Origin of the sequence: Streptomyces sp. NPDC051109, assembly GCF_044455885.1 — a bacterium.
GTDB lineage: Bacteria > Actinomycetota > Actinomycetes > Streptomycetales > Streptomycetaceae > Streptomyces.
Window position 1 is genome coordinate 63,158 of record NZ_JBITFF010000012.1, and the last position, 22,094, is coordinate 85,251.

22 protein-coding genes, 1 tRNA gene and 1 pseudogene are annotated in these 22,094 nt (G+C 72.1%); 13 read left to right on the forward strand and 11 right to left on the reverse strand.

Annotation, left to right across the window (positions count from 1 at the left end):
- Positions 1–30 precede the first annotated feature (30 nt).
- Positions 31–576 carry a hypothetical protein gene (locus ACIBAD_RS22350; RefSeq protein ID WP_134073279.1) on the reverse strand — a complete coding sequence of 182 codons (546 nt, stop codon included), beginning with the start codon at positions 574–576 and terminating at the stop codon, positions 31–33.
- A 611-nt stretch (positions 577–1,187) separates the two neighbouring features.
- Here ACIBAD_RS22350 and ACIBAD_RS22355 point away from each other — a divergent pair.
- A complete protein-coding gene (locus ACIBAD_RS22355) occupies positions 1,188–2,084 on the forward strand; it encodes a hypothetical protein (protein WP_166682080.1) in 897 nt (298 codons plus the stop codon).
- Positions 2,085–2,208: 124 nt separating this feature from the next.
- On the opposite strand, the gene ACIBAD_RS22360 is transcribed toward ACIBAD_RS22355, so the two are convergent.
- Both ACIBAD_RS22360 and phoU read right to left on the reverse strand, forming a co-directional pair.
- The gene (locus ACIBAD_RS22360; protein WP_199809224.1) at positions 2,209–2,361 is read right to left on the reverse strand and encodes a hypothetical protein; all 153 of its coding nucleotides are present in this window, start codon (positions 2,359–2,361) and stop codon (positions 2,209–2,211) included.
- Between the two features lie 120 nt (positions 2,362–2,481).
- Positions 2,482–3,159 carry a phosphate signaling complex protein PhoU gene (gene phoU, locus ACIBAD_RS22365; protein WP_053693399.1) on the reverse strand — a complete coding sequence of 226 codons (678 nt, stop codon included), beginning with the start codon at positions 3,157–3,159 and terminating at the stop codon, positions 2,482–2,484.
- A 216-nt stretch (positions 3,160–3,375) separates the two neighbouring features.
- On the opposite strand from phoU, the gene ACIBAD_RS22370 reads away from it, so the two are divergent.
- Positions 3,376–4,602, forward strand: coding sequence for a sensor histidine kinase (locus tag ACIBAD_RS22370; protein ID WP_398908138.1), 1,227 nt, complete (start codon positions 3,376–3,378; stop codon positions 4,600–4,602).
- Between the two features lie 52 nt (positions 4,603–4,654).
- Positions 4,655–5,335 (forward strand): response regulator transcription factor, encoded by a 681-nt coding sequence (locus ACIBAD_RS22375; protein ID WP_007265514.1) that lies wholly within the window; start codon positions 4,655–4,657, stop codon positions 5,333–5,335.
- Between the two features lie 155 nt (positions 5,336–5,490).
- On the opposite strand, the gene ACIBAD_RS22380 is transcribed toward ACIBAD_RS22375, so the two are convergent.
- Positions 5,491–6,141, reverse strand: coding sequence for a DUF461 domain-containing protein (locus ACIBAD_RS22380; RefSeq protein WP_398908139.1), 651 nt, complete (start codon positions 6,139–6,141; stop codon positions 5,491–5,493).
- 672 nt (positions 6,142–6,813) lie between these two features.
- Here ACIBAD_RS22380 and ACIBAD_RS22385 point away from each other — a divergent pair.
- The 6 genes from ACIBAD_RS22385 (at position 6,814) to ACIBAD_RS22410 (ending at position 13,122) form a co-directional block, all read left to right on the forward strand.
- Entirely contained in the window at positions 6,814–7,296 is a 483-nt protein-coding gene (locus ACIBAD_RS22385) for a CarD family transcriptional regulator (RefSeq protein ID WP_003953493.1), read from the forward strand.
- A 246-nt stretch (positions 7,297–7,542) separates the two neighbouring features.
- Complete coding sequence (gene ispD, locus ACIBAD_RS22390) at positions 7,543–8,289, forward strand: 2-C-methyl-D-erythritol 4-phosphate cytidylyltransferase (RefSeq protein WP_134073285.1); 747 nt, start codon at positions 7,543–7,545, stop codon at positions 8,287–8,289.
- Positions 8,279–8,788: a 2-C-methyl-D-erythritol 2,4-cyclodiphosphate synthase gene (gene ispF / locus ACIBAD_RS22395; RefSeq protein WP_398908140.1), complete on the forward strand. Its 510-nt coding sequence runs from the start codon at positions 8,279–8,281 to the stop codon at positions 8,786–8,788. Before ispD ends, ispF begins: the two co-directional genes overlap by 11 nt.
- Positions 8,789–8,907: 119 nt before the next feature.
- Entirely contained in the window at positions 8,908–10,308 is a 1,401-nt protein-coding gene (cysS, locus tag ACIBAD_RS22400) for a cysteine--tRNA ligase (protein ID WP_398908141.1), read from the forward strand.
- A gap of 101 nt (positions 10,309–10,409) precedes the next feature.
- Complete coding sequence (gene rlmB / locus ACIBAD_RS22405) at positions 10,410–11,381, forward strand: 23S rRNA (guanosine(2251)-2'-O)-methyltransferase RlmB (protein ID WP_134073289.1); 972 nt, start codon at positions 10,410–10,412, stop codon at positions 11,379–11,381.
- Between the two features lie 178 nt (positions 11,382–11,559).
- Positions 11,560–13,122 (forward strand): DoxX family protein, encoded by a 1,563-nt coding sequence (locus tag ACIBAD_RS22410; RefSeq protein ID WP_398908142.1) that lies wholly within the window; start codon positions 11,560–11,562, stop codon positions 13,120–13,122.
- Between the two features lie 151 nt (positions 13,123–13,273).
- Here ACIBAD_RS22410 and ACIBAD_RS22415 read toward each other — a convergent pair whose 3' ends face one another.
- The 3 genes from ACIBAD_RS22415 to ACIBAD_RS22425 form a co-directional block, all read right to left on the reverse strand.
- Entirely contained in the window at positions 13,274–14,053 is a 780-nt protein-coding gene (locus ACIBAD_RS22415; protein ID WP_134073294.1) for a nucleotidyltransferase family protein, read from the reverse strand.
- A gap of 54 nt (positions 14,054–14,107) precedes the next feature.
- Positions 14,108–14,521: a hypothetical protein gene (locus tag ACIBAD_RS22420; RefSeq protein WP_134073296.1), complete on the reverse strand. Its 414-nt coding sequence runs from the start codon at positions 14,519–14,521 to the stop codon at positions 14,108–14,110.
- A 215-nt stretch (positions 14,522–14,736) separates the two neighbouring features.
- Positions 14,737–15,825, reverse strand: a complete 1,089-nt coding sequence (locus ACIBAD_RS22425) for an ABC transporter ATP-binding protein (RefSeq protein ID WP_398908143.1) — start codon at positions 15,823–15,825, stop codon at positions 14,737–14,739.
- 224 nt (positions 15,826–16,049) lie between these two features.
- On the opposite strand from ACIBAD_RS22425, the gene ACIBAD_RS22430 reads away from it, so the two are divergent.
- Positions 16,050–16,124, forward strand: a tRNA-Thr gene (locus ACIBAD_RS22430).
- 97 nt (positions 16,125–16,221) lie between these two features.
- Here the strand turns inward: ACIBAD_RS22430 and ACIBAD_RS22435 are convergent.
- Positions 16,222–17,604, reverse strand: a complete 1,383-nt coding sequence (locus ACIBAD_RS22435) for an FAD-binding oxidoreductase (RefSeq protein ID WP_134073300.1) — start codon at positions 17,602–17,604, stop codon at positions 16,222–16,224.
- Between the two features lie 154 nt (positions 17,605–17,758).
- Here ACIBAD_RS22435 and ACIBAD_RS22440 point away from each other — a divergent pair, with 154 nt between their 5' ends.
- Together ACIBAD_RS22440 and ACIBAD_RS22445 are read left to right on the forward strand one after the other, a co-directional pair.
- Complete coding sequence (locus ACIBAD_RS22440) at positions 17,759–18,502, forward strand: DsbA family protein (protein WP_398908144.1); 744 nt, start codon at positions 17,759–17,761, stop codon at positions 18,500–18,502.
- Between the two features lie 22 nt (positions 18,503–18,524).
- A pseudogene (locus tag ACIBAD_RS22445) lies at positions 18,525–18,992 on the forward strand (GNAT family N-acetyltransferase); the annotation flags it as partial.
- A 112-nt stretch (positions 18,993–19,104) separates the two neighbouring features.
- Here the strand turns inward: ACIBAD_RS22445 and ACIBAD_RS22450 are convergent.
- Both ACIBAD_RS22450 and ACIBAD_RS22455 read right to left on the reverse strand, forming a co-directional pair.
- Positions 19,105–19,608 (reverse strand): FBP domain-containing protein, encoded by a 504-nt coding sequence (locus ACIBAD_RS22450; RefSeq protein ID WP_398908145.1) that lies wholly within the window; start codon positions 19,606–19,608, stop codon positions 19,105–19,107.
- A gap of 69 nt (positions 19,609–19,677) precedes the next feature.
- Positions 19,678–20,670 carry a zinc-binding dehydrogenase gene (locus ACIBAD_RS22455; RefSeq protein ID WP_398908229.1) on the reverse strand — a complete coding sequence of 331 codons (993 nt, stop codon included), beginning with the start codon at positions 20,668–20,670 and terminating at the stop codon, positions 19,678–19,680.
- An 88-nt stretch (positions 20,671–20,758) separates the two neighbouring features.
- Here ACIBAD_RS22455 and ACIBAD_RS22460 point away from each other — a divergent pair, with 88 nt between their 5' ends.
- A complete protein-coding gene (locus ACIBAD_RS22460) occupies positions 20,759–21,469 on the forward strand; it encodes a pentapeptide repeat-containing protein (protein WP_398908146.1) in 711 nt (236 codons plus the stop codon).
- Positions 21,470–21,556: 87 nt separating this feature from the next.
- Here ACIBAD_RS22460 and ACIBAD_RS22465 read toward each other — a convergent pair whose 3' ends face one another.
- Entirely contained in the window at positions 21,557–22,060 is a 504-nt protein-coding gene (locus ACIBAD_RS22465; protein ID WP_134073308.1) for a hypothetical protein, read from the reverse strand.
- Between the last annotated feature and the right edge of the window lie 34 nt (positions 22,061–22,094).

Below are 22,094 nucleotides of genomic sequence, written 5' to 3' on the forward strand. Positions count from 1 at the left end.
GAACGAGCCGAACGATCTGCCCTCGAGCGCTCATCCGGACAGTTCAGCCCGCCATTGCCGGGGCCACTGCCCCGACGGCGGCGGAGCTCCGTTGATTCCGAGGTCACGCCGCGCGCTCTCGTAGAAGGCGTCACGCGCCGCACTTGCCAGCCGATGGACCTTGGTCCACTTCTCCGCGTCGACCGGCCCCTCTCGTATGAGCAACTCGATGGTCCAGATCGTCTCGTGCCAGCGCCGGGCCGCCGCGATGGTCGCTGCGTCCCCGACGAGCAGGACGGACTCCCACTCCGTTGCACGGTGAGACTCGGCATCGGCGAGCAGAGGCAGACCCTCGGTCGGCGGCAACGGATCGACCACGTCCGCGAATCCGAGGGCGGCGCCGATGCGTTGGGCGAGGCGGAGCTGGGCCTTGAGGGCATTGGCGTAGGCGCCGTACGTCTCGAAGCGCTTCTCGTCCCACCTCTCCTCCCGCTGCCGCGTCCACTTCCGGCGTTCGGTCAAGCTCTGCGCGGCATACGAGCCAAGCGAACCGATCACGACACCCAGCAGAGCAGGCAGTTGATCCACTAGCTCCATAGTCACTCCCCGACCAGTTTTCCAATGCCGCGCGCTCAGTGCTCCGCGGCCCACAACTCCATGCGCACCCGGCGTACTTCTGTTCTGTGGCATGCGGGGGGATTCGATTCCCTCGCGTCGGCGGCGGATGGCGGCCGAACTGTCGTGACACTAACTGCCAGTGGTCGAACTCCGCTGACACTTGCCCCGAGTCTTCACGCCCGGGGTAGGTGGGGATGTCGTCACCGCGGCGGACGACAAGTGACAAGCGGCCGCGTGGAGCGGAAGCCTTTCGTCGTGACGGCCATTGCGGAGAGGTGAGAGGGGCACCAGGCCCGGTTACCGGTTACCGGTTACCGGTCAGAGGCCCTGTGGACGCCGGTTCGCGCCGCTCAGAGCGGTCCAGGGACGTCTGCGGCCTGTAACCCGCTGCTGGTTTCAGCAGGTGGAGGGCCTGTCGGGGATCTTGGTCGCTCGGGTGGACCAACCGGTCACCTGCGTGGGCCAAGCTCCGGGCCGTCAGGGTGCGGAGCAGGGGAGGCGAGGGTCCGATGGGCTCGCGGGCCGACCGGCCCCGCATTCCCTCGTCCTCCGCGAGGGCCTCGGCCCGCCGCGGGGAAGGAAATCGCTCCGTGAACCAGAAGCCCGTTTCCCAGCGCTCCCGTGCCCCCCGCCGGGTGCTCCTCGCCTCCGCCCTGGCGGCGGTGGCCCTCTCCGGCCAGCTGCTCACCATGGCACCCGGCGCACTCGCGTACGACGGCCCCCACGGCGGGGGCGACAGCGACGGCCTCCACGACGGGGGCGACCGGCCCCAGCCCAAGGAGCCCAAGGAGCACCGGGAGCCGCAGGCGCCCACCAACATCCACGGCTTGCGGGACTTCACCGCGGACGGGTTCTTCACGCCGCCCGAGGGCGTCACCTCGGTGCACGTCCAGGCCTGGGGCGCCGGAGGCGGCGGAGGCGGTGGCGGAGGCGGCGCGAGCGCGCCGCTGACGGGCAACGGAGGCCAGGGCGGTGGCGGCGGCGCCGGCGGGTTCACCTGGTGCGTCATCAAGGTCAGGCCCGGCCAGAGCTACACGGTGGACGTGGGCTCCGGCGGCGCGGCCGGAACCGCCGGTCCCGGCGGGGCCGACGGCGGCAACAACGGACAGCCGGGCGGCACCGGCGGGACCGGCAGCCCGACGACGCTGACCTCCTCGGGCGGCGTCCAGCTCAGCGCCACGGGCGGCACCGGCGGTGGTGGCGGTGGCGGCGGCACCGCCACGACGGGCACTCCCGGTACGGGCGGCACCGGCGGCAACGGCACCTGCAACAGCCTCGACGTGACGAACCGCAGCGGTGCGAACGGTCAGAGCGGCGCCCAGGGCGGCGTCGGCGGGGCCGCCGTCGACGGCATCGTGCAGCTGCCGCCGACGAACACCGGCTCGGGCGGCAACGGCGGTGGCGGCGGAGCGGGCGGCATCACCCCGGCCGGCCCCGGCAGCCCCGGTGGCGTGGGCGGCAACGGCTACCTCGTCGTGTTCTGGTAGGTCCGGCCGAGCAGGCCGAGTAAGCCGAAACGGCCGCGAAAGGCCCCCTGCCTGCGGATCTCCGCGGGCAGGGGGCCTCTCCTTGCTGGCGTTGCTGGTGCCGCGCCGGCCCGGTTCGGCCGGGTCAGCCTCCGCACTGGCAGGGCGCGCCGGACTGGCAGCCGCAGCCGCAGCCCGAGCCGCAGCCGCAAGCCGCGAGCAGCGGGAGCCTCAGCGGTTCAGGCCGCGGTTGCTGCTGCTCGTGCTCCGGGGTGATGGGGACGGGGGAATCGGGCATGGATCCTCCTCGCAGGCGGCGTGCGTGGCGTCTTGCTGCTTATCAGAGCCTCTTACTGCCTTCGCCCTCATTCATGCCCAGCCGCACCGGCGCGTCAACGGCGCACTGGTGCAGAACGGCTCAGACTCCGTCGACCACCGTCGGCGTCTGCAGCTCGTCCGCGTGCTCGCCCGTCACCAGGTAGACCACGCGCTTGGCCACCGACACCGCGTGGTCCGCGAAGCGCTCGTAGTAGCGGCCCAGCAGGGTCACGTCCACCGCGGTCTCGATGCCGTGCTTCCAGCGGTCGTCCATCAGGTGCTGGAACAGGGTGCGGTGCAGCTGGTCCATCTCGTCGTCGTCCTGCTCCAGCTGGAGGGCCAGGTCGACGTCCTTCGTGATGATGACCTCGGCCGCCTTCGCCATCAGGCGCTGCGCGAGCTGCCCCATCTCCAGGATGGTCGCGTGCAGGTCCCGCGGTACGGCGGTGTCCGGGAAGCGCAGCCGGGCCAGCTTCGCCACGTGCTGGGCCAGGTCGCCCGAGCGCTCCAGGTCGGCCGACATGCGCAGCGAGGTCACCACGATGCGCAGGTCGGTGGCGACCGGCTGCTGGCGGGCCAGCAGCGCGATCGCGCGGGCCTCCAGGTCGTGCTGGAGGTCGTCCACCTTCTGGTCGGCGGCGATGACGCTCTCGGCGAGCTTCAGGTCGGCGTCGAGCATGGACGTCGTGGCCCGCCCGATCGCGGAGCCGACGAGCCGTGCCATCTCGACCAGGCCTTCTCCGATCGAGTCCAGTTCCTCGTGGTACGCGTCGCGCATGGGATGTCCCTCTCTTGCCTACTGCCTCTGCTGCCCGTGTGGGACGGGCCGGGGCGGCCTCGTGCCCCCACGTTGACACGGTGGGCCGCAAACGCGTCCGACTCCGGCATCACAAGTGAATCAGCCCCGTCGCCACGGTGAACTCTGGGCGACGACTGTTCGAGGTGCCACCCGAACGGCTGTGGAAGTGCCGTCGCGCCTGCTTAACCTGGATCCATGGACGTGAACGCGGCGGTCACCGCAGCTGCAGCGATCGCCGGTCTTTGCACCGGTGTGATCGCGATGCTGGCGTTCCGCTGGAGCGAGCGCGACCAAGCCCGCCCCACCCGGAGCTCCATGCGCCCCGACATCAACGCGGTGCTCCCGCCTGGCGTGGACACCGTCCTCTCCGTGCTCCGATCCTCCGCCGTCGTACTCGACGAGGGCGACGCGGTGGTCAAGGCCAGCTCGGCGGCGTACGCCCTCGGCCTGGTACGCGGCGGCAAACTGGTCGTCGAGCCCATGCTCCACATGGCCCGCGACACCCGCCGCGACGGGGAGATACGCCAGGTCGAGCTCGACCTGCCCCGGCGAGGTACGGGCCGCGGCGAGGCCCTCGCGGTCTCGGCGCGCGTCGCCCCGCTCGGCTCACGGCTGGTCCTGCTCCTGGTCGAGGACCTCACCGAGGCCCGCCGCATCGAGGCCGTACGGCGCGACTTCGTCGCGAACGTGTCGCACGAGCTGAAGACGCCGGTGGGAGCGATCTCCCTGCTGTCCGAGGCCGTCATGGACGCCGCCGACGATCCTGAGGCGGTCAGCCGCTTCGCCGGCCGCATGCAGATCGAGGCCACCCGCCTGATCAACCTCGTGCAGGAGCTCATCGACCTCTCCCGGGTGCAGAACGACGACCCGCTGGAGGACGCGGAGCCCGTACGGGTGGACACGCTCGTGGCCGAAGCCATCGACCGCTGCCGCCACACGGCGTCCTCCAAGCACATCACCATGGCCGCGGGCGGCACCGCCGACCTGCGCGTCTGGGGCAACCGCGGCCAGCTCGCGGCCGCCCTCGGGAACCTGGTCGAGAACGCCGTCAACTACAGCCCCGCCCGCACCCGCGTCGGCATAGCCGGACGCAAGGTCGCGGCACCTGGGGGAGACTTGATCGAGATCGCCGTGACCGACCAGGGCATCGGCATCCCGGAAAAGGACCGCGAGCGCATCTTCGAGCGCTTCTACCGCGTGGACCCGGCCCGCTCCCGTGCCACGGGAGGAACCGGTCTCGGCCTTGCGATCGTGAAGCACGTAGCGGCCTCTCACGGCGGGGAGGTGTCCGTATGGAGCTCGGAGGGTCAGGGCTCGACGTTCACCCTGCGCCTGCCGGAAGCAGCCGCTCCGGCACCTGCACCCGCGGCCGCCCCCGCCGCGGAGCCCGACCCCGCACCGAGCCACCCCACCCCCGCCTGAACCACGTGTCCCAAAGAACCACGCCAGCCATTCCTGCCCCGGAGGTCCTTCCGTGACCCGAGTGCTCGTCGTCGAGGATGAGGAATCCTTCAGCGACGCCCTGTCCTACATGCTCCGCAAGGAGGGCTTCGAGGTCGCGATCGCCGCGACCGGGCCCGACGGGCTCGACGAGTTCGAGCGCAACGGCGCCGACCTCGTCCTCCTCGACCTGATGCTCCCCGGGCTGCCCGGTACGGAGGTCTGCCGGCAGCTGCGCGGCCGCTCGAACGTGCCCGTCATCATGGTGACGGCCAAGGACAGCGAGATCGACAAGGTCGTCGGGCTGGAGATAGGAGCCGACGACTACGTCACCAAGCCCTTCTCCTCGCGGGAGCTGGTCGCCCGCATCCGCGCGGTCCTGCGCCGCCGCGGCGAGCCGGAGGAGGTCACCCCGGCCGCGCTGGAGGCCGGCCCCGTACGGATGGACGTCGACCGCCACGTGGTCACCGTCGCCGGAGCCAAGGTGGACCTCCCGCTGAAGGAGTTCGACCTGCTGGAGATGCTGCTGCGCAACGCGGGCCGCGTACTGACCCGCATGCAGCTGATCGACCGGGTCTGGGGCGCCGACTACGTCGGCGACACCAAGACCCTGGACGTCCACGTCAAGCGCCTGCGCGCCAAGATCGAGCCGGACCCGGGCGCTCCGCGCTACCTGGTCACGGTCCGCGGCCTGGGCTACAAGTTCGAGCCGTAAACCGGCGGTGTCGCGGTGGTCCGGGCCGGTCGGAGGCCGGCGCGGCAAGTTCGAGCCGTAGACCGCGAGCCGGGCCGCTCCCGCCGCGCACGCATATACGAGAGGGCCCCGTCCGCTTCGGCGGACGGGGCCCTTCCGTACGTGGTGCCGTCGGCTCAGTGGCCGGCGCTGTGCGAGGGGGAACCCGACGTGGCGCCGGAAGCGGCGCCCGAGGGGGTCGTGGCCGGGGAGCCGGACGGGCTGCCCGACGGGGCGCCGGAGGCCGCGCCCGAGGGGGTGGCGCCGGGGGCGGCGATCGGGGCCTCGGTCGGGCCGAAGCCCGCGTACATGCCGGTGGCCGGGACGACGAAGGCGTCGATCGCCACGTCACCCGCGTTGCTCAGCTGGAAGACGACCGGCTGCGCGTTGCCGTTCTGCACGGCGTCGCCGCCCTCGACCACGGCGGAGGCGTTGCCCTTGCCGCCCAGCACCACCGAGCCGCCGGCCGGCACGGTGATCTTGGACGCGCCCTCGGCGGGCTTCAGGACGACCTTGCCCCGGCCACCCGGGAGGGTGATGGCGTCAACCGTCTGCGGCTTGATGCCGTTGTTGAAGAGCGTCGCGGAAACGACGGCCTTCTTCTCCTTCTCGCCCTGGGTGATCACCAGCGCGTTCTGGATCTTGATGTTGCCCTTGGTGACGGCGGCGTTGTCCGGCTTGATCTGGAGCGTCTCCGCGTTGTTGCCTGCACCGCAAGCGGCCAGCGAGGCGATCGAGAACACGATGGCGGTGGCGGCGAGGGCGCCGCGTCGAAGGCTGCGGCTCACGGCGGCGGCAACTCCTTGGACGTACGGAACGGAAGGGTGGGCAGTCTCCGAGCGGCCGAGGTAAAGCCGCCCTAAGGGTGTGTCAGCGCGCTTAGGTTACCGAGCCGCCGCCCCGCCCCCGCACCCGACCCTCCGCAGCGCACGGGCCGCCCTGCACCGGCTCCGCGATCTTGCATTCCCCCCGCCGTCCGCCCGGCCCTTCCGGCCGCCGTTCCCCCACCCCTCCGCCGTCCTTCCTCCCGTCCCTTCCTCCTGTCACTTCCCGCGCCGTTCATCCGCCGATCATGTGCCGCCCGCATATCGCGCGCCGGGCCCCCGGTGATCAATTCGGGGATTCCTTCGAACGGCCCACGGTGATCAATTCCGGATTGGGCCTGAACCGCTCCGTACGGGTGGCCGCCAGTCGAACGGAGTAGTTCGGTTTCCCGGCTTCGAAACCGGCAAAACGGGATGTACATCACACGGGCGGCACCCGTGTCCGGGTGTAGCGTGGCTGTTTCGCCCGGTCCGCACAGCGCCTCCGACCTGCGAATACCCCCCTCCGGAAGCTCTTCGCAGCACGTTCCTGTCGCTGTTGTCAAGCCCCGAGATGTGCCCTGACCTGCGAAAACGCCATTCATAACAGTCAGTTCTCGTGTTACCCTGGATAGCCACGGAAGGGGTACCTGTCACATGACGTTCAAGGTTGGCGACACCGTGGTCTATCCCCATCACGGGGCCGCGCTGATCGAGGCCATCGAAACTCGCCAGATCAAAGGCGTGGACAAGACCTACTTGGTGCTCAAGGTCGCCCAGGGCGACCTGACGGTTCGTGTGCCTGCGGACAATGCGGAGTTCGTCGGCGTTCGCGACGTAGTCGGCCAGGACGGGCTGGACCGGGTCTTCGAGGTGCTTCGTGCACCGTATGCCGAAGAGCCGACGAACTGGTCCCGGCGCTACAAGGCAAATCTGGAGAAGCTCGCTTCTGGCGATGTCATCAAGGTCGCCGAAGTGGTGCGTGACCTGTGGCGTCGTGAGCGTGAGCGCGGGCTTTCCGCGGGCGAGAAGCGCATGCTCGCGAAGGCGCGCCAGATCCTGGTGAGCGAGCTCGCGCTCGCGGAGAACACCAACGAGGACAAGGCTGAGGCCCTCCTCGACGAGGTTCTCGCGTCCTGACGCGGGAAATCCTTCACACAGTTGTGCCGCGGTGCCCGATGACATGCCCTCTCCTCCACGAGAGGGCTGTTGCCGGGCGCTGCGGCATGTCTGTACCCACACCTTTTCTGCACTTTTTCCACCGGCGTGCCGGGTCCTGACAGCCTGCTCGACCGGTCGTCACGGAAGGGGCGAGGGCGTCGCACCCGGCACCCTTCAGGCCATACCCATGTCGGCCGAAGTCACAAACCTGGCTCGGAGCTACTGATGTCTGACGAATCGCGCCCCCACCGCACCGCCGCGGTGATCCCGGCCGCCGGCCGGGGGGTACGCCTCGGCCCCGGCGCCCCCAAGGCCCTGCGGGCCATCGGCGGCACCCCCATGCTCATCCACGCCGTCCGCGCGATGGCCCGCTCCCGGGCCGTCTCCCTCGTGGTGGTCGTGGCCCCGTCCGACGGCGCCGCCGAGGTGCGCCGGCTCGTCGACGAGCACACGCTCCCCGACCGGACCGAGATCCTGGTCGTCCCCGGTGGCGAGACCCGCCAGGAGTCCGTGAACGCCGGCCTCGCCGCGCTCCCCGCGGACGTCACCTCCGTCCTCATCCACGACGCGGCCCGCCCGCTCGTCCCCGTGGACACCGTCGACTCCGTCGTCGAGGCCGTACGCGACGGCTCGCCCGCAGTGGTGCCGGCGCTGCCGCTGGCCGACACCGTCAAGGAGGTCGAGCCCGGCAGGCCCGGCGAGGCCGAGCCGGTCGTCGCCACCCCCGAGCGGGCCCGGCTGCGCGCCGTACAGACCCCGCAGGGCTTCGACCTCGCGACCCTCGTACGGGCGCACGAGGCCATCGCCGTCAACGGCGAGGGCGCCACCGACGACGCCGGAATGGTGGAACAGCTCGGCATCACCGTCATGGTGGTCCCCGGCCACGAAGAGGCCTTCAAGGTCACCCGCCCGCTCGACCTGGTCCTCGCCGAGGCCGTACTCGCCCGCAGGAGGGCCACCGATGCCTACTAGCCCCGCAGGTTCCGCCGCCCCGCTTATCCCGCTCGTCGGGATCGGCACCGACGTGCACGCCTTCGAGGCCGGGCGCGAGCTGTGGTGCGCCGGGCTGCTCTGGGAGGGCGAGGACGGACTCGCCGGGCACTCCGACGGCGACGTCGCCGCCCACGCAGCCTGCGACGCCCTCTTCTCCGCCGCCGGCGTCGGCGACCTCGGCGCGCACTTCGGCACCTCCCGCCCCGAGTGGTCCGGCGCCGCCGGCGTCACCCTCCTGGCGGAGGCCGCCCGCATCGTCCGCGCCGAGGGCTTCGAGATCGGCAACATCGCCATCCAGGTGATCGGCGTACGCCCGAAGATCGGCAAGCGGCGCGAGGAAGCCCAGAAGGCGCTGGCCGCGGCCGCCGGAGCCCCGGTCTCCGTCTCCGGCACCACCACGGACGGCCTCGGCCTCACCGGCCGCGCGGAAGGCCTCGCCGCCATCGCCACCGCACTGGTGTACCGGACCAACCCCTGAGGAACGCCCGGCGGATCAGCCTCCGGACCGCCCCCGGACCACACCGCTTCGGCAACAAAGCACCCCCGCGTCCCGAAAGGGTCGCGGGGCACTGCTACGGGCCCACTACCCTGGATGCCGTGACTATTCGCCTGTACGACACCAGCGCCCGGCAGATCCGCGACTTCACCCCGCTCGTTCCGGGCTGCGTCTCGATCTACCTCTGTGGCGCCACCGTCCAGGCGGCCCCGCACATCGGGCACATCCGCTCCGGCCTGAACTTCGACATCATGCGGCGCTGGTTCGAGTACCGGGGCCTCGACGTCACCTTCGTCCGCAACGTCACCGACATCGACGACAAGATCATCGCGAAGGCCGAGCTCCAGGGCCGCCCCTGGTGGTCCATCGGCTACGACAACGAGCGGGCCTTCAACGACGGCTACACCGCCCTCGGCTGCCTCCCGCCCACGTACGAGCCGCGCGCCACCGGCCACGTGCCCGAGATGATCGAGATGATGCGCGGGCTCATCGAGCGCGGCCACGCGTACGAGGCCGACGGCAGCGTCTACTTCGACGTGCGCTCGTTCCCGGGCTACCTGGAGCTGTCCAACCAGGACATCGACGACCTGCGCCAGCCCACCGAGCACGGCATCACCGGCAAGCGCGACCCCCGCGACTTCGCCATGTGGAAGGCCACCAAGCCCGGGGAGCCCGACTGGGAGACCCCGTGGGGCCGCGGGCGTCCCGGCTGGCACCTCGAATGCTCCGCGATGGCGCACAAGTACCTCGGCGGCGCCTTCGACATCCACGGCGGCGGAATCGACCTGATCTTCCCGCACCACGAGAACGAGATCGCCCAGGCGAAGGCCTTCGGCGACGCGTTCGCGCAGTACTGGGTGCACAACGCCTGGGTCACCATGTCCGGCGAGAAGATGTCGAAGTCGCTGGGCAACTCGGTGCTCGTCTCCGAGATGGTCAAGGCCTGGCGCCCCATCGTCCTGCGCTACTACCTCGGCACCCCGCACTACCGCTCGATGATCGAGTACAGCGAGGAGTCGCTGCGCGAGGCCGAGTCCGCCTTCGCGCGCATCGAGGGCTTCTACCAGCGCGTCATCGAGAAGGCCGGCAAGACCGTCGACCCGGCGTCCGAGGTCCCGCCCGCCTTCGCCGAGGCCATGGACGACGACCTGGGCGTGCCGCAGGCGCTCGCCATCGTCCACACCACGGTCCGCCAGGGCAACAGCGCCCTCGCCGCCGACGACAAGGACGCCGCCATCGCCCGGCTGTCCGAGGTGCGGGCCATGCTCGGCGTCCTCGGCCTGGACCCCCTCGACCCGCACTGGGCCGGGGAGTCCGACCGCGGCGAGGACCTCCACGGCGCCGTCGACACCCTCGTACGCCTCGTCCTGGAGCAGCGCGAGTCCGCCCGGGCCCGCAAGGACTGGGCGACCGCCGACGCCATTCGCGACCAGCTCCAGCAGTCGGGCCTGGTCATCGAGGACAGCCCCACGGGACCGCGCTGGTCGCTCGGCCCGCGCTGAGCCCCCGGCACCCGGAGCAGTCCGACTGTGCCGCCCGGCGCTCCGGGCGGCACACTCTTCATACGTACATATCGCAGCATCAACGAAAACAGGTAGAGGTCATGGCCGGGAACAGCCAGCGCAGGAACCGCCGCACGTCCAACAAGAAGGGCGCCACGGTCGGCAGCGGTGGCCAGCGGCGCAAGGGCCTGGAAGGCAAGGGCCCCACGCCCAAGGCCGAGGACCGCAAGAAGCACAAGGCGAACCGCATCGCCGGCGCCATGGCCCGCCAGGCCGCCAAGCGCCGCCCGGCCCCGCGCCGCGGCGGCCCCAAGGGCACCAGCGAGATGGTCGTCGGCCGCAACCCGGTCTTCGAGGCGCTGCGCGACGGCGTCCCCGCCACCACTCTCTACGTCCAGCAGTTCATCGACAACGACGAGCGCGTCCGCGAGGCCCTCCAGCTCGCCGGCGAGCGCGGCAACATCAACCTGATGGAAGCCCCGCGCCCCGAGCTCGACCGCATGACCAACGGGCTCAACCACCAGGGCCTGGTCCTCCAGGTCCCGCCGTACGAGTACGCGCACCCCGAGGACCTCACCGCCGCCGCGTACGACGAGGGCGACGACCCGCTCATCGTGGCGCTCGACGGGGTCACCGACCCCCGCAACCTCGGCGCGATCGTCCGCTCCGTCTCCGCCTTCGGCGGCCACGGCGTGGTCATCCCCGAGCGCCGCGCGGCCGGCATGACCGCCGGTGCCTGGAAGAGCTCGGCCGGCACCGCCGCCCGCACCCCGGTCTCCCGCGTCACCAACCTGACCCGCGCCCTTCAGGACTTCAAGAAGGCCGGCATCGCCATCGTCGGCCTCGCCGCCGAAGGCACGCACGAGGTGCAGGACCTGGAGGCGCTCGGCGGTCCCGTCGTCATCGTCGTCGGCTCCGAGGGCAAGGGCCTCGGCCGCCTCGTCGGCGAGAACTGCGACTACCTCGTCCGCATCCCGATGCCGGGCGGCGCCGAGTCGCTGAACGCCGGTGTCGCCGCCGGCGTCGTGCTCTACGAGGCGGCCCGCCGCCGCGCCACCCGCGGCCGCGTCTGACCCCGCACGGCACCGCCGCCCCTGGTGGCGGCGGCGCCGCCTTGATCCACTTGGCTCATGGAACGTGACCCGTGAGCGTGCCACCCCGCCCCTTTCGGGCGGGGTGGCTTGATCTTGACGGGTCTCGGACACATCCCTCCCGTCAAGGCAGTGTCCTAAACACTGATCACTCGGTTAGATGAGTGTGGACACCAGAACGTCAGGGTTCGACGACCAGCCCGCGCTGAGCATGGTCAAGGTGCCGTGCGACCCCGCACAGGTCATCGTCAACCACGCCAGCTTCCGCGTGCGGCTCGCACCGAGCCCGAGCGCGCGTTCCAAGCCCGCGAACGCCCCCGGCCGCGTGCCCGTCCTCGGCGGCGCCGTGGTCGCCGCCGCTGCCGGCGCAGGCCGCCGCCGGGCCCCCGTCGTCTGGAGCGGCAAGTCCGCCCCCGGCGACACCGCCGCCATGGGCGGACTCCTCCAGGCCGTACGCGAACACGGGCGAGGGCACGACGAGTTCGACGGAGGCGCCACCCAGACCATTCCCCGCGTCGACCTCGCCCGCGACCTCGCCGAGGACACGCTGGCCACGCCGACCGTCATCGGCCAGCGCACGTACGGAGACCCGGACGAGACCCGCCCGCTGTCCGCCGTGCGCGACCTCCCGTACGACACCCGGTACACGGGCGGCGGGGAGCCGTACGGCGGCCCCTACGGCGGACCCGGCACCGAATCCCGCCGCGCCCCCTCCGACACCCGCGGGCAGGCCTCGTACTACCCCGGCCGCCGGATGAACCTCGGCGTCGTGCTGCTCCCGCTGCGCGTCTTCCTCGGCTTCATCTGCATCTACGCCGGCATGGGCAAGCTGTGCGACCCCGTCTACTTCGACGGCGGCGAACGCGGCTCCATGGTCACCTGGCTCCGCACCCTGCACCCCTGGGCACTCGCCGAACCCCTGCGCGACTTCGCCCTCGCCCACCCCGTCGGGGCCGGGCTCAGCGTGGCCTTCCTCCAGGTCATCGTCGGCGTACTGACCGTCCTGGGCCTGTGGCAGCGGTTCGCCGCCTGCATCGGCGCCCTGCTGTCGGCCGCCCTGCTGATGACGGTCAGCTGGAAGACCGTCCCCGCCTACGACGCCCCCGACATCATCTACCTCGCCGCCTGGAGCCCGCTGATCATCGCCGGCGCCCCCGTCTACTCCCTGGACGGGCGCCTCGCCGGCGAGGCCTGGCGGACCCTCGGACCGCGCTCCGAGATCTGGCGGCTGCGCCGCCGGGTCCTGCGCCGCGGAACCATCATGGCCACCGTCGTCTGCGGACTCACCCTCCTCATCGGCTCGCTCCTCGGCGGCGCCGTCCGCTCCACCACCGTGGTCACCGTCCCCGGACCCGGCCAGGCCCCCAGCAACTACCTGCCCGGCTCCCCGCTCCCGCAGCCCCCGTCCGGCAAGCCGCAGCGGCCCCAGCAGCAGCCCGCCACCCAGCAGCCCTCCAAGGCGGCCGAACCCAGCGCGAGCGCGTCGGCGCCCGCCGCCAAGTCCGGGCGCAGCAGCACCGGTTCCACGGCCAAGCAGACCGCGGGCACCGGCTCGCAGTCGCCGACCGCGACCCGCGGCTCCGGCAGCGGCCTGAACTCGGGCAGCTCGCCCAAGCAGTCCACCCCGAAGCCGCCGCCCTCCAGCTCCGGCAGCGCGGGCGGCAGCGGCGGCGGGGACGCGCCGCCGAAGCGGCCCGGACTGGTCGGCGGCCTCCTCGGCTGACGACGGTACGGAAAGGGGCCCGGCGCGCTGTGTGCGCCGGGCCCCTTTCCGTGCTCTGCGGGCCCTGTCAGTGCCCTGCGGGGCCCTGCGGGGCTTCTCGGCCGTGGTCCGGTGCTCCAGCGCCCCGGTGCGTTCTGCCGCGCGAAGGGCCTCAGGGGCCGCTCTGGGCCGCCAACTCCCGGGCCGCCTCGGTCAGGTCCTTCGCGGTGTCGATCGCCCGCCAGTAGGCCCCCTGCGGCAGCGGGAAGCCCGCCAGCCGCCGCTCCCGCGCCAGCCGCGGGAACGTCGTACGCTCGTGGTCGCCCAAATCCGGCAGCAGCGCCGCGAATTCGGGACCGAAGACGTAGACGCCCGCATTGATCAGATACGGCGACGGCGGTGACTCGATGAAGTCCAGCACCTGCCCGAACTCGTTGGTCTCCACCGCCCCCCACGGGATCCGCGGCCGGGCCAGCGCCAGGGTCGCCGTGGCCCCCCGCTCGGCGTGGAACTCCGCCATCTCGCGCAGCGAGAACCGCGTCCAGATGTCCCCGTTCGTCGCGTACCAGGGCCGGTCCGGGTGCGGCAGGTGGCGCGCCGCGTACTTCAGCCCGCCACCGCGCCCCAGCGGCTCCTCCTCCACCACCGTGGTCACCCGCAGCGGCAGGTCCGCCTTCGCCAGCCAGTCCTGCAGCACCTCCGCGAGGTGCCCGCACGACACCACGGCGTCCGTCACCCCCTCGGCCGCCAGCCAGGCCAGCTGGTGCCCGATGATCGGCACCCCGGTCCCCGGGATCTCCACCATCGGCTTCGGCCGGTCGTCCGTATACGGACGCAGCCGCGAACCCTGGCCGCCCGCCAGTACGACCGCCTGAACAGGCGCCTGGGCGAGGGGGGCCGGGTACGCGGCCGCGGATACGGAGGAGCGGGACACGGGGGGAACGTCGGTCATGGCCGCCAGAGTAGGGGCCCCGACGCGGGGGAGAACGGCGACGCCCGTCAGCCGTCAGCCCATCGAGGCGACGCCGGTCGCGTACGAGGTGTCGCAAACGGGACGCGCGAAGGACTGCGCCTTCGTCGGGCCGTACACGTCCACGGCGGCCCGTCCCAGCGCCCGCGCGATGCCCATGCAGTGCTCGGCCAGCGACGGGCGCCGGTCCACCTCCTGCTGAAGGTGCGTCAGGACGTCGCCCGGCGTCTCGCCCTGCTGGAGCTCGCCCAGCAGCTTGTCGCGCAGCACGTCCTGCGCGGCGCGCGGCTTCGCGGGGACGGACACGTCCTCGGCGGAGGCGGTCAGGATCTGGGAAGGCGTGTTGTCCGCCCAGGGGACCATGGTGACCGCGAGGGTCCCGGACAGGACCAGGACGACGGGCAGGACCAGGGCGAGGGAACGGCCGATACGGCGGGCAGTGTGGGTCACGAGGGCGAGAGTAGCGCTCGGTGAAGATTTGGCGACATTCAGTCACCCGGTCGGGGGATGGTTCGACGTGGCTTTTCGAATTAAGGGTTGACGGGTGGGGCTGAATGGCCCGGTCTGCCCCGGATGGCGGACGCGGACGCGGACGCGGATCGCGGACGCGGACAGGGGCGCCCCCGGGAAGGAGCGCCCCTGTCCGTACCCACTCGCGCGTCGGGTCAGTCGGAGAGCCGCTCGCCCGAGGAGGTCGAGAAGACGTGGATCTCGTCGGCCCGCGGCACCACGTGCAGCGTCGAGCCCTTTTCCGGCACCTGGCGGCCGCCCACGCGCACCACGATGTCCTGCGCACCCTCGGCCTCGGTCGTGCGGCCGTAGACGTAGCCGTCGGCGCCGAGCTCCTCGACGACGTTGACGGTGATCGTCAGGCCGCCTTCGGTGCCCACGTCGAAGTGCTCCGGGCGTACGCCGACCGTGACGGTGCGGTCGCCCGCGTCCGCGGCGGCGGACAGCGCCTCGCGCGACACCGGGACCACGCTGTCGCCGAACTTCACGCCGCCGTCGGCGATCGGGACCTCGACCAGGTTCATGGCCGGGGAGCCGATGAAGCCGGCGACGAACAGGTTCGCCGGGCGGTCGTACATGTTGCGCGGGGTGTCGACCTGCTGGAGCAGACCGTCCTTGAGGACCGCCACCCGGTCGCCCATCGTCATGGCCTCGACCTGGTCGTGGGTGACGTAGACGGTGGTGATCCCGAGGTCGCGCTGGAGCGCCGCGATCTGGGTGCGGGTGGACACGCGGAGCTTGGCGTCGAGGTTCGACAGCGGCTCGTCCATGAGGAACACCTGCGGCTTGCGCACGATGGCGCGGCCCATGGCGACGCGCTGGCGCTGGCCGCCGGAGAGCGCCTTCGGCTTGCGGTCGAGGTACTGGGTGAGGTCGAGCATCTTCGCCGCGTCCTCGACCTTCCTGCGGATGGTCGCCTTGTCCTCGCCGGCGATCTTGAGCGCGAAGCCCATGTTGTCGGCGACGGTCATGTGCGGGTAGAGCGCGTAGTTCTGGAACACCATCGCGATGTCCCGGTCCTTGGGCGGCAGGTGCGTGACGTCGCGGTCGCCGATGCGGATGGCGCCGCCGTTGACGTCCTCCAGGCCGGCCAGCATGCGCAGCGAGGTGGACTTGCCGCAGCCGGAGGGTCCGACGAGGACGAGGAACTCGCCGTCCTCGATGTGGAGCTCCAGCTCGTCGACGGCGGGCTTGTCGCCGCCGGGGTACAGCCGGGTCGCCTTGTCGAAGGTGACAGAAGCCATGGTGGTGAATCCCTTCTACCGGCAGGAACGTGCCGGACGATCCGAGTGGAAGGTCTAGTCCAGTAAGCAGGACTTCCGCCCGACGCTACCCGCCGTTCCCCCTCCTGTCAGCACCCCGGCGGTGGTGACTTCCGCCTCTGTCGGAGCCCGTCCGCCGACCACCCGTGGACGGGACGACGTGATGGCCCGGGGGTTGGGGCGCTGTGTAAAGTGAGGGCGGTTATGCCTCCTTAGCTCAGTCCGGCCAGAGCAACGCACTTGTAATGCGTAGGTCGTCGGTTCGAATCCGACAGGGGGCTCCGTCCCGGATCAGGGGTTCCTGATCGAGGGAAGCGGATGGAAGCGGAAGGCCCCGGATCCTTGTGGTCCGGGGCCTTCCGTGTGGGCGGGGAAGGGTCAGTGGCGGCCCGAGATGCGGTCGGCCAGGCGGGCCAGGGGGGTTGTGGTCGGGGCGTGGGTCGCCGATTCGCGGCGGTCGGCCTCGCGGTAGGCCGCGTAGAGGGCTTGGACGCCGAGCCAGCGGAAGGGTTCCGGCTCCCAGCGGCGGACGCGGTGGTTGACCCAGGGGAGGGTGGTCAGGTCCGAGGGTTCGCCCAGGACCAGGTCGCGCAGCGTGCGGGCCGCGAGGTTGGAGGTGGCGACGCCCGAGCCGACGTAGCCACCGGCCCAGCCGAGGCCCGTCGTGCGGTCCAGGGTGACGGTGGCGCACCAGTCGCGGGGGACTCCGAGGACGCCCGACCAGGCGTGGGTGATCTCCACTCCCGTGAGGACTGGGAAGAAGGACGTCAGCAGCGCGGTCAGGGAGTCGATCGTCGACTGCTGGGTGGTGCCGTCCGTGTCCGTGCGGGAGCCGAAGCGGTACGGGACGCCGCGGCCGCCGATCGCGATGCGGTCGTCCGCGGTGCGCTGGGCGTACATGTAGGCGTGGGCCATGTCCCCCAGGGTGCAGGCGTCGGACCAGCCGATGCGGGACCACACCTCGGGCGGCAGCGGGGCCGTCGCGATCATCGAGGAGTTCATGGGGAGCCATGAGCGCTTCTGGCCCTTGAGGGCGGCGGTGAACCCCTCGGTGCAGCGCAGGACGTACGGGGCGCGGACCGTTCCGTACGGGGTGACGGCCCGGCGGGGGGCGATCTCGGTGACGGGCGTCGATTCGTGGATGACCACGCCGAGGCGTTCGCAGGCGGCGGCCAGGCCCTTGACCAGCTTGAGGGGGTGGATGCGGGCGCCGTGCGGGGTCCAGGAGGCGCCGACGGCGTCCGCGACGTCGATGCGGGCGCGGGTGTCGGTGGCGTCGTAGAGCTCGCGGTCGGTCTCGCCGAAGGCGAGTTCGGCGGCGTGGAAGGCCTTGAGGCGGCTGAGCTGGGCGGGGGTGCGGGCGACTTCGAGGACGCCGCCGCGGTGGACGTCGGCGTCGATGCCCTCCTTGGCGGCGGTGTCGATGACCTCGGTGACGGTCTCGTTCATGGCCTGCTGGAGGCGGAGCGCGGCCTGGTGGCCGTGGAGTTCGGCGTAGCGGTCGCGGCCGGCGATGCCGTTGTAGAGCCAGCCGCCGTTGCGGCCGGAGGCGCCGTAGCCGCAGAACTTCTGCTCCAGGACGGTGACGTGGAGGTCGGGGGCGGCGGTCTTGAGGTAGTAGGCGGTCCACAGGCCGGTGTAGCCGCCGCCGACGATGACGACGTCGGCCGTGGCGTGGCCGGTGAGGGGGGCGCGGGGTGGCTGCTGGGTGGCGGTGTGGTCGGTCGCGTACCAGAAGGAGATGCCGCCGTTGATCGTCATGGGGAGTTGGTACAGGGCGGTCCGGAGGGGTGTCCAGGTACCGGATGCCGGGTTTTGGGGCGGGACAGGTGGCCTTTTGGCTGATGTGGCGGGGGTGCTGGGGTTCGTAGGGTGCCGGTGGGGGGTTTTGTCCGTGTTGCGAGAGGTTTGGTTGATGATGGGCGTACGTAGGGCAGGGCGCGCGGAGCATGTCGTCGGGGCGGTGGTGGCGGCGGCCCTGCTCGTCGGGGCTGCGGCCGGCTGCGGCGCGGGGGAGGGGGCCGGGGCGGATTCCGGTTCCGGCGCGGCCGGGGTGGTCCGGACGAGCCCGATCGCCGGTCGACTGGCGGAGCTGCCGGCGCGGGTCGACGGGGCGAAGATCGCGGTCGGGGACCAGGCTGCTCCGCGTACGGCGCAGGTGCTGGTGGATCCTCGGTGCGGGTACTGCGCGAAGTTCGAGGGGGCGGGCGGTGAGGTGCTGCTGAAGCTGGCCGCGGAGGGGAAGGTCAAGGTCGAGTACCTGTTGGCGTCGTTCCTGGACCGGGGCGGGGCCAGTGGTTCGGTGCGGGCGGTGAACGCGCTGCGGGCGTCGGTGGAGGCGGGGAAGTTCGCGGAGTACCAGGCGGCGGTGTTCGCGAGCCAGCCGAAGGCGAAGTTCACGGACGGGCATCTGCTGGCGATCGCGGCCGAGGTGCCGGGGCTGCGGGGGGAGGCGTTCGACCGGGCGGTGGCGGAGCAGACGTACAAGGGGTGGGCCGGCGAGGCGGAGGAGGCGTTCGAGGCGACGGGGGCGCAGGGGACGCCGCTGGTGAGGGTGGACGGGCAGTCGGTGGGCTCGAAGAACGGGGCGATGTTCGACGCGGCGGCGTTCGCGCAGGCGCTGAAGGCCGTAGGCATCGGCCCGGCGGACATGCCCTAGGGGCGCGGCCTAAGGTGCTCGCATGATCCGTCGCGCCGTCGTCGAAGACGTTCCCGTCATCCATTCCATGATCCGCGAACTGGCGGAGTACGAGAAGGCGCCGCACGAGGCGCGGGCCACGCAGGAGCAGTTGCGGGAGGCGCTGTTCGGGGTGCGGCCGGCGGCGTTCGCGCACATCGCGGAGACGGAGGACGGGGAGGCCGTCGGGTTCTCGGTCTGGTTCCTGAACTTCTCGACGTGGCGCGGGGTGCACGGGATCTACCTGGAGGACCTGTACGTACGGCCCGGTGCGCGCGGTGGCGGGTACGGCAAGGCGCTGCTGGCGGAGCTCGCGCGGATCTGTGTGGAGCGCGGGTACGAGCGCCTGGAGTGGGCGGTGCTGAAGTGGAACGCGCCGACGATCGCGTTCTACGAGGCCCTGGGCGCGCGGCCGCAGGACGAGTGGTCGGTGTACCGGCTGACCGATGGGCCGTTGAAGAGGCTCGGGTCGGTGCAGCACCCGGCGCAGGACGCGGCGCAGGACGCGGCGCAGGACGTGGCGCAGGACGTGGCACCGGGCCCGGCGCAGGGCTGAAGCCGCCGCGCCGGGCCGGGGTGCGGCCTCAGGCGGTGATCTTGGCCGTGAAGGAGTCGAGGTTGGCGCGGGCGCGGTCGATCTTCTCGGTGGGCGTGAGGGTCTCCTCGTACCGGCCGGCCCGCAGCTTCGGCTGCCGCTTGCCCCGGATGTAGAGGGAGCAGGCGAGGTCGGAGCAGACGTAGACGCCGACGGTGTTGCCCTCGCGGCCGCGGGCCCCGGCGAGGGGCGCGACCAGGAGGGAGACGCCGGAGGCGGCGTGGCCGGTGAGGCAGATCTGGCAGACGCTGGACTTGAGGGCGCTGGTGCGGCTCGCGCCCGGGACGCGCAGGGTGATGCCGACGGGGGTGCCGTCGGCGTCCCGGCGGACGAGGTGGGCGCGCAGCGGTGCGCCGGGGTCGACCCAGCCGAGGAAGTCGAGGTCTTCCCAGGGGAGTTCGCCGAAGTCCAGTGGGAGCTTGAGGCGGGCTGCCTCGCCCTTCGTGCAGTTCACGAAGGACGAACGGATCTCTTTTTCGGTGAGCGGGTCCACGTCGGTGGACGGTACGTGGGGATACGGGCCGCTGTCATCCGATATTACCGGCGGGTCGGGGCGTTCCCCTCAGGGTTCGAGGACGACCTTGCCGGTGGCGGCGCGGGTTTCCAAGGCGTGGTGGGCGGCGGCCGCTTCGGCGAGCGGGTAGCGCTGGAGGGCGGGCCGGAGCCGGCGGGCGGCGGCTTCGGCGAGGGCGCGGGTTTCGAGCAGGCGCAGGGGGTCTTCGCCGCCGGCACGCCGGAGCATGGCGGGGCCGAGGACGTTCTCGGTGGTGACGGCGCGGGCGGTCAGGCGGGCGCGGTCGGCTTCGGTGAGGTCGATGGGGCCGGCGGACCAGCCGAAGACCAGGTGGCGGCCGCCGGGGGCGAGGAGGTGGAGGGCGGCGCGGGCGGTGGGGCCGCCGACGGAGTCGAAGAGGACGGTGGCGCCGGCCGGGTGGGCTTCGCGTACGGCCTCCGGCCAGCCGGGGGCGGTGTAGTCGAGGGCGAGGTGGGCGCCGTTCGCGGCGGCCAGGGCGGTTTTGGCGGGGCCGCCGGCGAGGGCGATGACGGTGGCTCCGGCGTTGCGGGCGTATTGGACGAGCAGGGTGCCGATGCCGCCGGCGGCGGCGGGGACGAGTGCGGTGGAGTCCGGGCCGAGGTCGGCGAACTGGAGGATCCCGAGGGCGGTGCGGCCGGTGCCGATCATGGCGACGGCCTGGGCGGGGTCGAGGCCGGGCGGTACGGGGTGCAGGCGGTCGGCGTCGGCGACGGCGTACTCGGCGTAGCCGCCGGGCGCGAAGCCGAGGTGGACGACGACCTGGCGGCCGAGCCAGCCGGGGTCGGTGCCCGGGCCGAGGGCGTCGACGGTGCCGGCGACCTCGCGGCCCGGGATGGTCGGGAGCTCGGGCAGGGCGTGGACGGGGCTCCGCACCCCTTGGCGCAGGGCGGTGTCGAGGAGGTGGACTCCGGCGGCGGCCACGGCGATGCGGACCTGGCCGGGGGCCGGTACGGGGGTTTCGGTGCGCTCGTGGACGAGGTTCCCGGCGGGGCCGAAGGCGTGGAGGCGGATGGCGCGCATGGTGTCCATGCCGACAGGCTCTGACCTCAAGCGCGGTTGAGGTCAAGGCTCCGCGGGCGTTGTCAGTGCGGCGGGGGACGATGGGGGGATGGCGCGCAAGGAGCAGCAGGGGCAGCAGGAGCAGCAGAGTCGGCAGGGGCGGCGGGAGGCGGTGAAGGCGGCGCGGCTGCCGGAGGTGCGGCTGCCGGAGCTGAGCGCCTGGGAGGGCGGTGAGCTGGAGCCGGACGGGGACTACGACGGGCTGGAGTTCGCCGACCTTGATCTGGCGGGGCAGGAGGGGATCGGGGCCCGGTTCATGGACTGCGCGCTGCGGCGGTGCGCGCTGGACGAGGCGGGGCTGGCGAAGGCGCGGATCCTGGATTCGGTGCTGGAGGGGGTCCGGGGGGTGGGGACGGACCTGTCCGGGGCTGCGCTGCGGGACGTGGAGCTGGTGGAGGCGCGGCTCGGCGGCGTGCAGCTGCACGGGGCCGTGCTGGAGCGGGTGGTGTTCCGCGGGGGCAAGATCGACTACCTGAACCTGCGGAAGGCGCGGCTCAAGGACGTGGTCTTCGACGGGTGCGTGCTGGTGGAGGCGGATTTCGCGGGCGCGGTCCTGGAGCGGGTGGAGTTCCGCGGGTGCGCGCTGCGGGGGGCCGATTTCACGGGGGCGCGGATGGCGGACGTGGACCTGCGGGGGGCCGTGGAGCTGGACATCGCGCGCGGGGTGGACGCGCTGTCCGGTGCGGTCATCAGCCCGCCCCAGCTCTTCGATCTGGCCCCGGCCCTGGCGGCCCAGCTGGGCCTCCGCGTGCTCTCGTAACCCCGCGGGTCCCGCGAGCCCTGCCGGGGCCTGCCGGGGCGGGCAGGGCCTCCGGGCCGCTCGCTCACCCGGGCCCGGCGGGCGCCCCTACGCCGGGACGCGGGGGAAGCGGGACTGGAGGCCCCAGATGACGGGGTTGTCGGCCAGGGTGTCGTGCATGTCGGTCAGGTCCGCGATCAGGTCGTGCAGGAAGTCGCGGGCCTCGCGGCGCAGCAGGCGGTGGCTGAAGGTCAGCGGCTCCTCCTCCGGCGGCATCCAGTCGGCCTCGATGTCCACCCAGCCGAAGCGGCGCTCGAAGAGCATGCGGTCGCTGGACTCGGTGAAGTCGAGTTCGGCGTACTGGCGGTGGGCGGAGCGGCTGCCGCGCGGGTCCTGGTCGAGCTGCTCGACGATGTCGCAGAGCGCCCAGGCGAAGTCCAGTACGGGCACCCATCCCCAGGCTGTGGACACTTCCCGGTCCTTGGCGGTGTCGGCGAGGTAGACGTCCCCGCAGAACAGGTCGTGGCGCAGGGAGTGGACGTCCGCCGAGCGGTAGTCGGTCTGCGGGGAGTCCGGGAAGCGCCGGGAGAGGGAGTAGCCGATGTCGAGCACGTACCCGATGGTGTCACGGGTGCGGGCCGATGGT

Excerpts from the sequence above, each read along its gene's own strand:
- ACIBAD_RS22350 (WP_134073279.1), bottom strand. The coding sequence starts at position 576 with ATGGAGCTAGTGGATCAACTGCCTGCTCTGCTGGGTGTCGTGATCGGT.
- ACIBAD_RS22360 (WP_199809224.1), bottom strand. The coding sequence starts at position 2,361 with ATGCCCGATTCCCCCGTCCCCATCACCCCGGAGCACGAGCAGCAGCAA.
- phoU (WP_053693399.1), bottom strand. The coding sequence starts at position 3,159 with ATGCGCGACGCGTACCACGAGGAACTGGACTCGATCGGAGAAGGCCTG.
- ACIBAD_RS22370 (WP_398908138.1), top strand. The coding sequence starts at position 3,376 with ATGGACGTGAACGCGGCGGTCACCGCAGCTGCAGCGATCGCCGGTCTT.
- ACIBAD_RS22385 (WP_003953493.1), top strand. The coding sequence starts at position 6,814 with ATGACGTTCAAGGTTGGCGACACCGTGGTCTATCCCCATCACGGGGCC.
- ispD (WP_134073285.1), top strand. The coding sequence starts at position 7,543 with ATGTCTGACGAATCGCGCCCCCACCGCACCGCCGCGGTGATCCCGGCC.
- ispF (WP_398908140.1), top strand. The coding sequence starts at position 8,279 with ATGCCTACTAGCCCCGCAGGTTCCGCCGCCCCGCTTATCCCGCTCGTC.
- rlmB (WP_134073289.1), top strand. The coding sequence starts at position 10,410 with ATGGCCGGGAACAGCCAGCGCAGGAACCGCCGCACGTCCAACAAGAAG.
- ACIBAD_RS22410 (WP_398908142.1), top strand. The coding sequence starts at position 11,560 with ATGAGTGTGGACACCAGAACGTCAGGGTTCGACGACCAGCCCGCGCTG.
- ACIBAD_RS22415 (WP_134073294.1), bottom strand. The coding sequence starts at position 14,053 with ATGACCGACGTTCCCCCCGTGTCCCGCTCCTCCGTATCCGCGGCCGCG.
- ACIBAD_RS22425 (WP_398908143.1), bottom strand. The coding sequence starts at position 15,825 with ATGGCTTCTGTCACCTTCGACAAGGCGACCCGGCTGTACCCCGGCGGC.
- ACIBAD_RS22435 (WP_134073300.1), bottom strand. The coding sequence starts at position 17,604 with ATGACGATCAACGGCGGCATCTCCTTCTGGTACGCGACCGACCACACC.
- ACIBAD_RS22440 (WP_398908144.1), top strand. The coding sequence starts at position 17,759 with ATGATGGGCGTACGTAGGGCAGGGCGCGCGGAGCATGTCGTCGGGGCG.
- ACIBAD_RS22455 (WP_398908229.1), bottom strand. The coding sequence starts at position 20,670 with ATGCGCGCCATCCGCCTCCACGCCTTCGGCCCCGCCGGGAACCTCGTC.
- ACIBAD_RS22460 (WP_398908146.1), top strand. The coding sequence starts at position 20,759 with ATGGCGCGCAAGGAGCAGCAGGGGCAGCAGGAGCAGCAGAGTCGGCAG.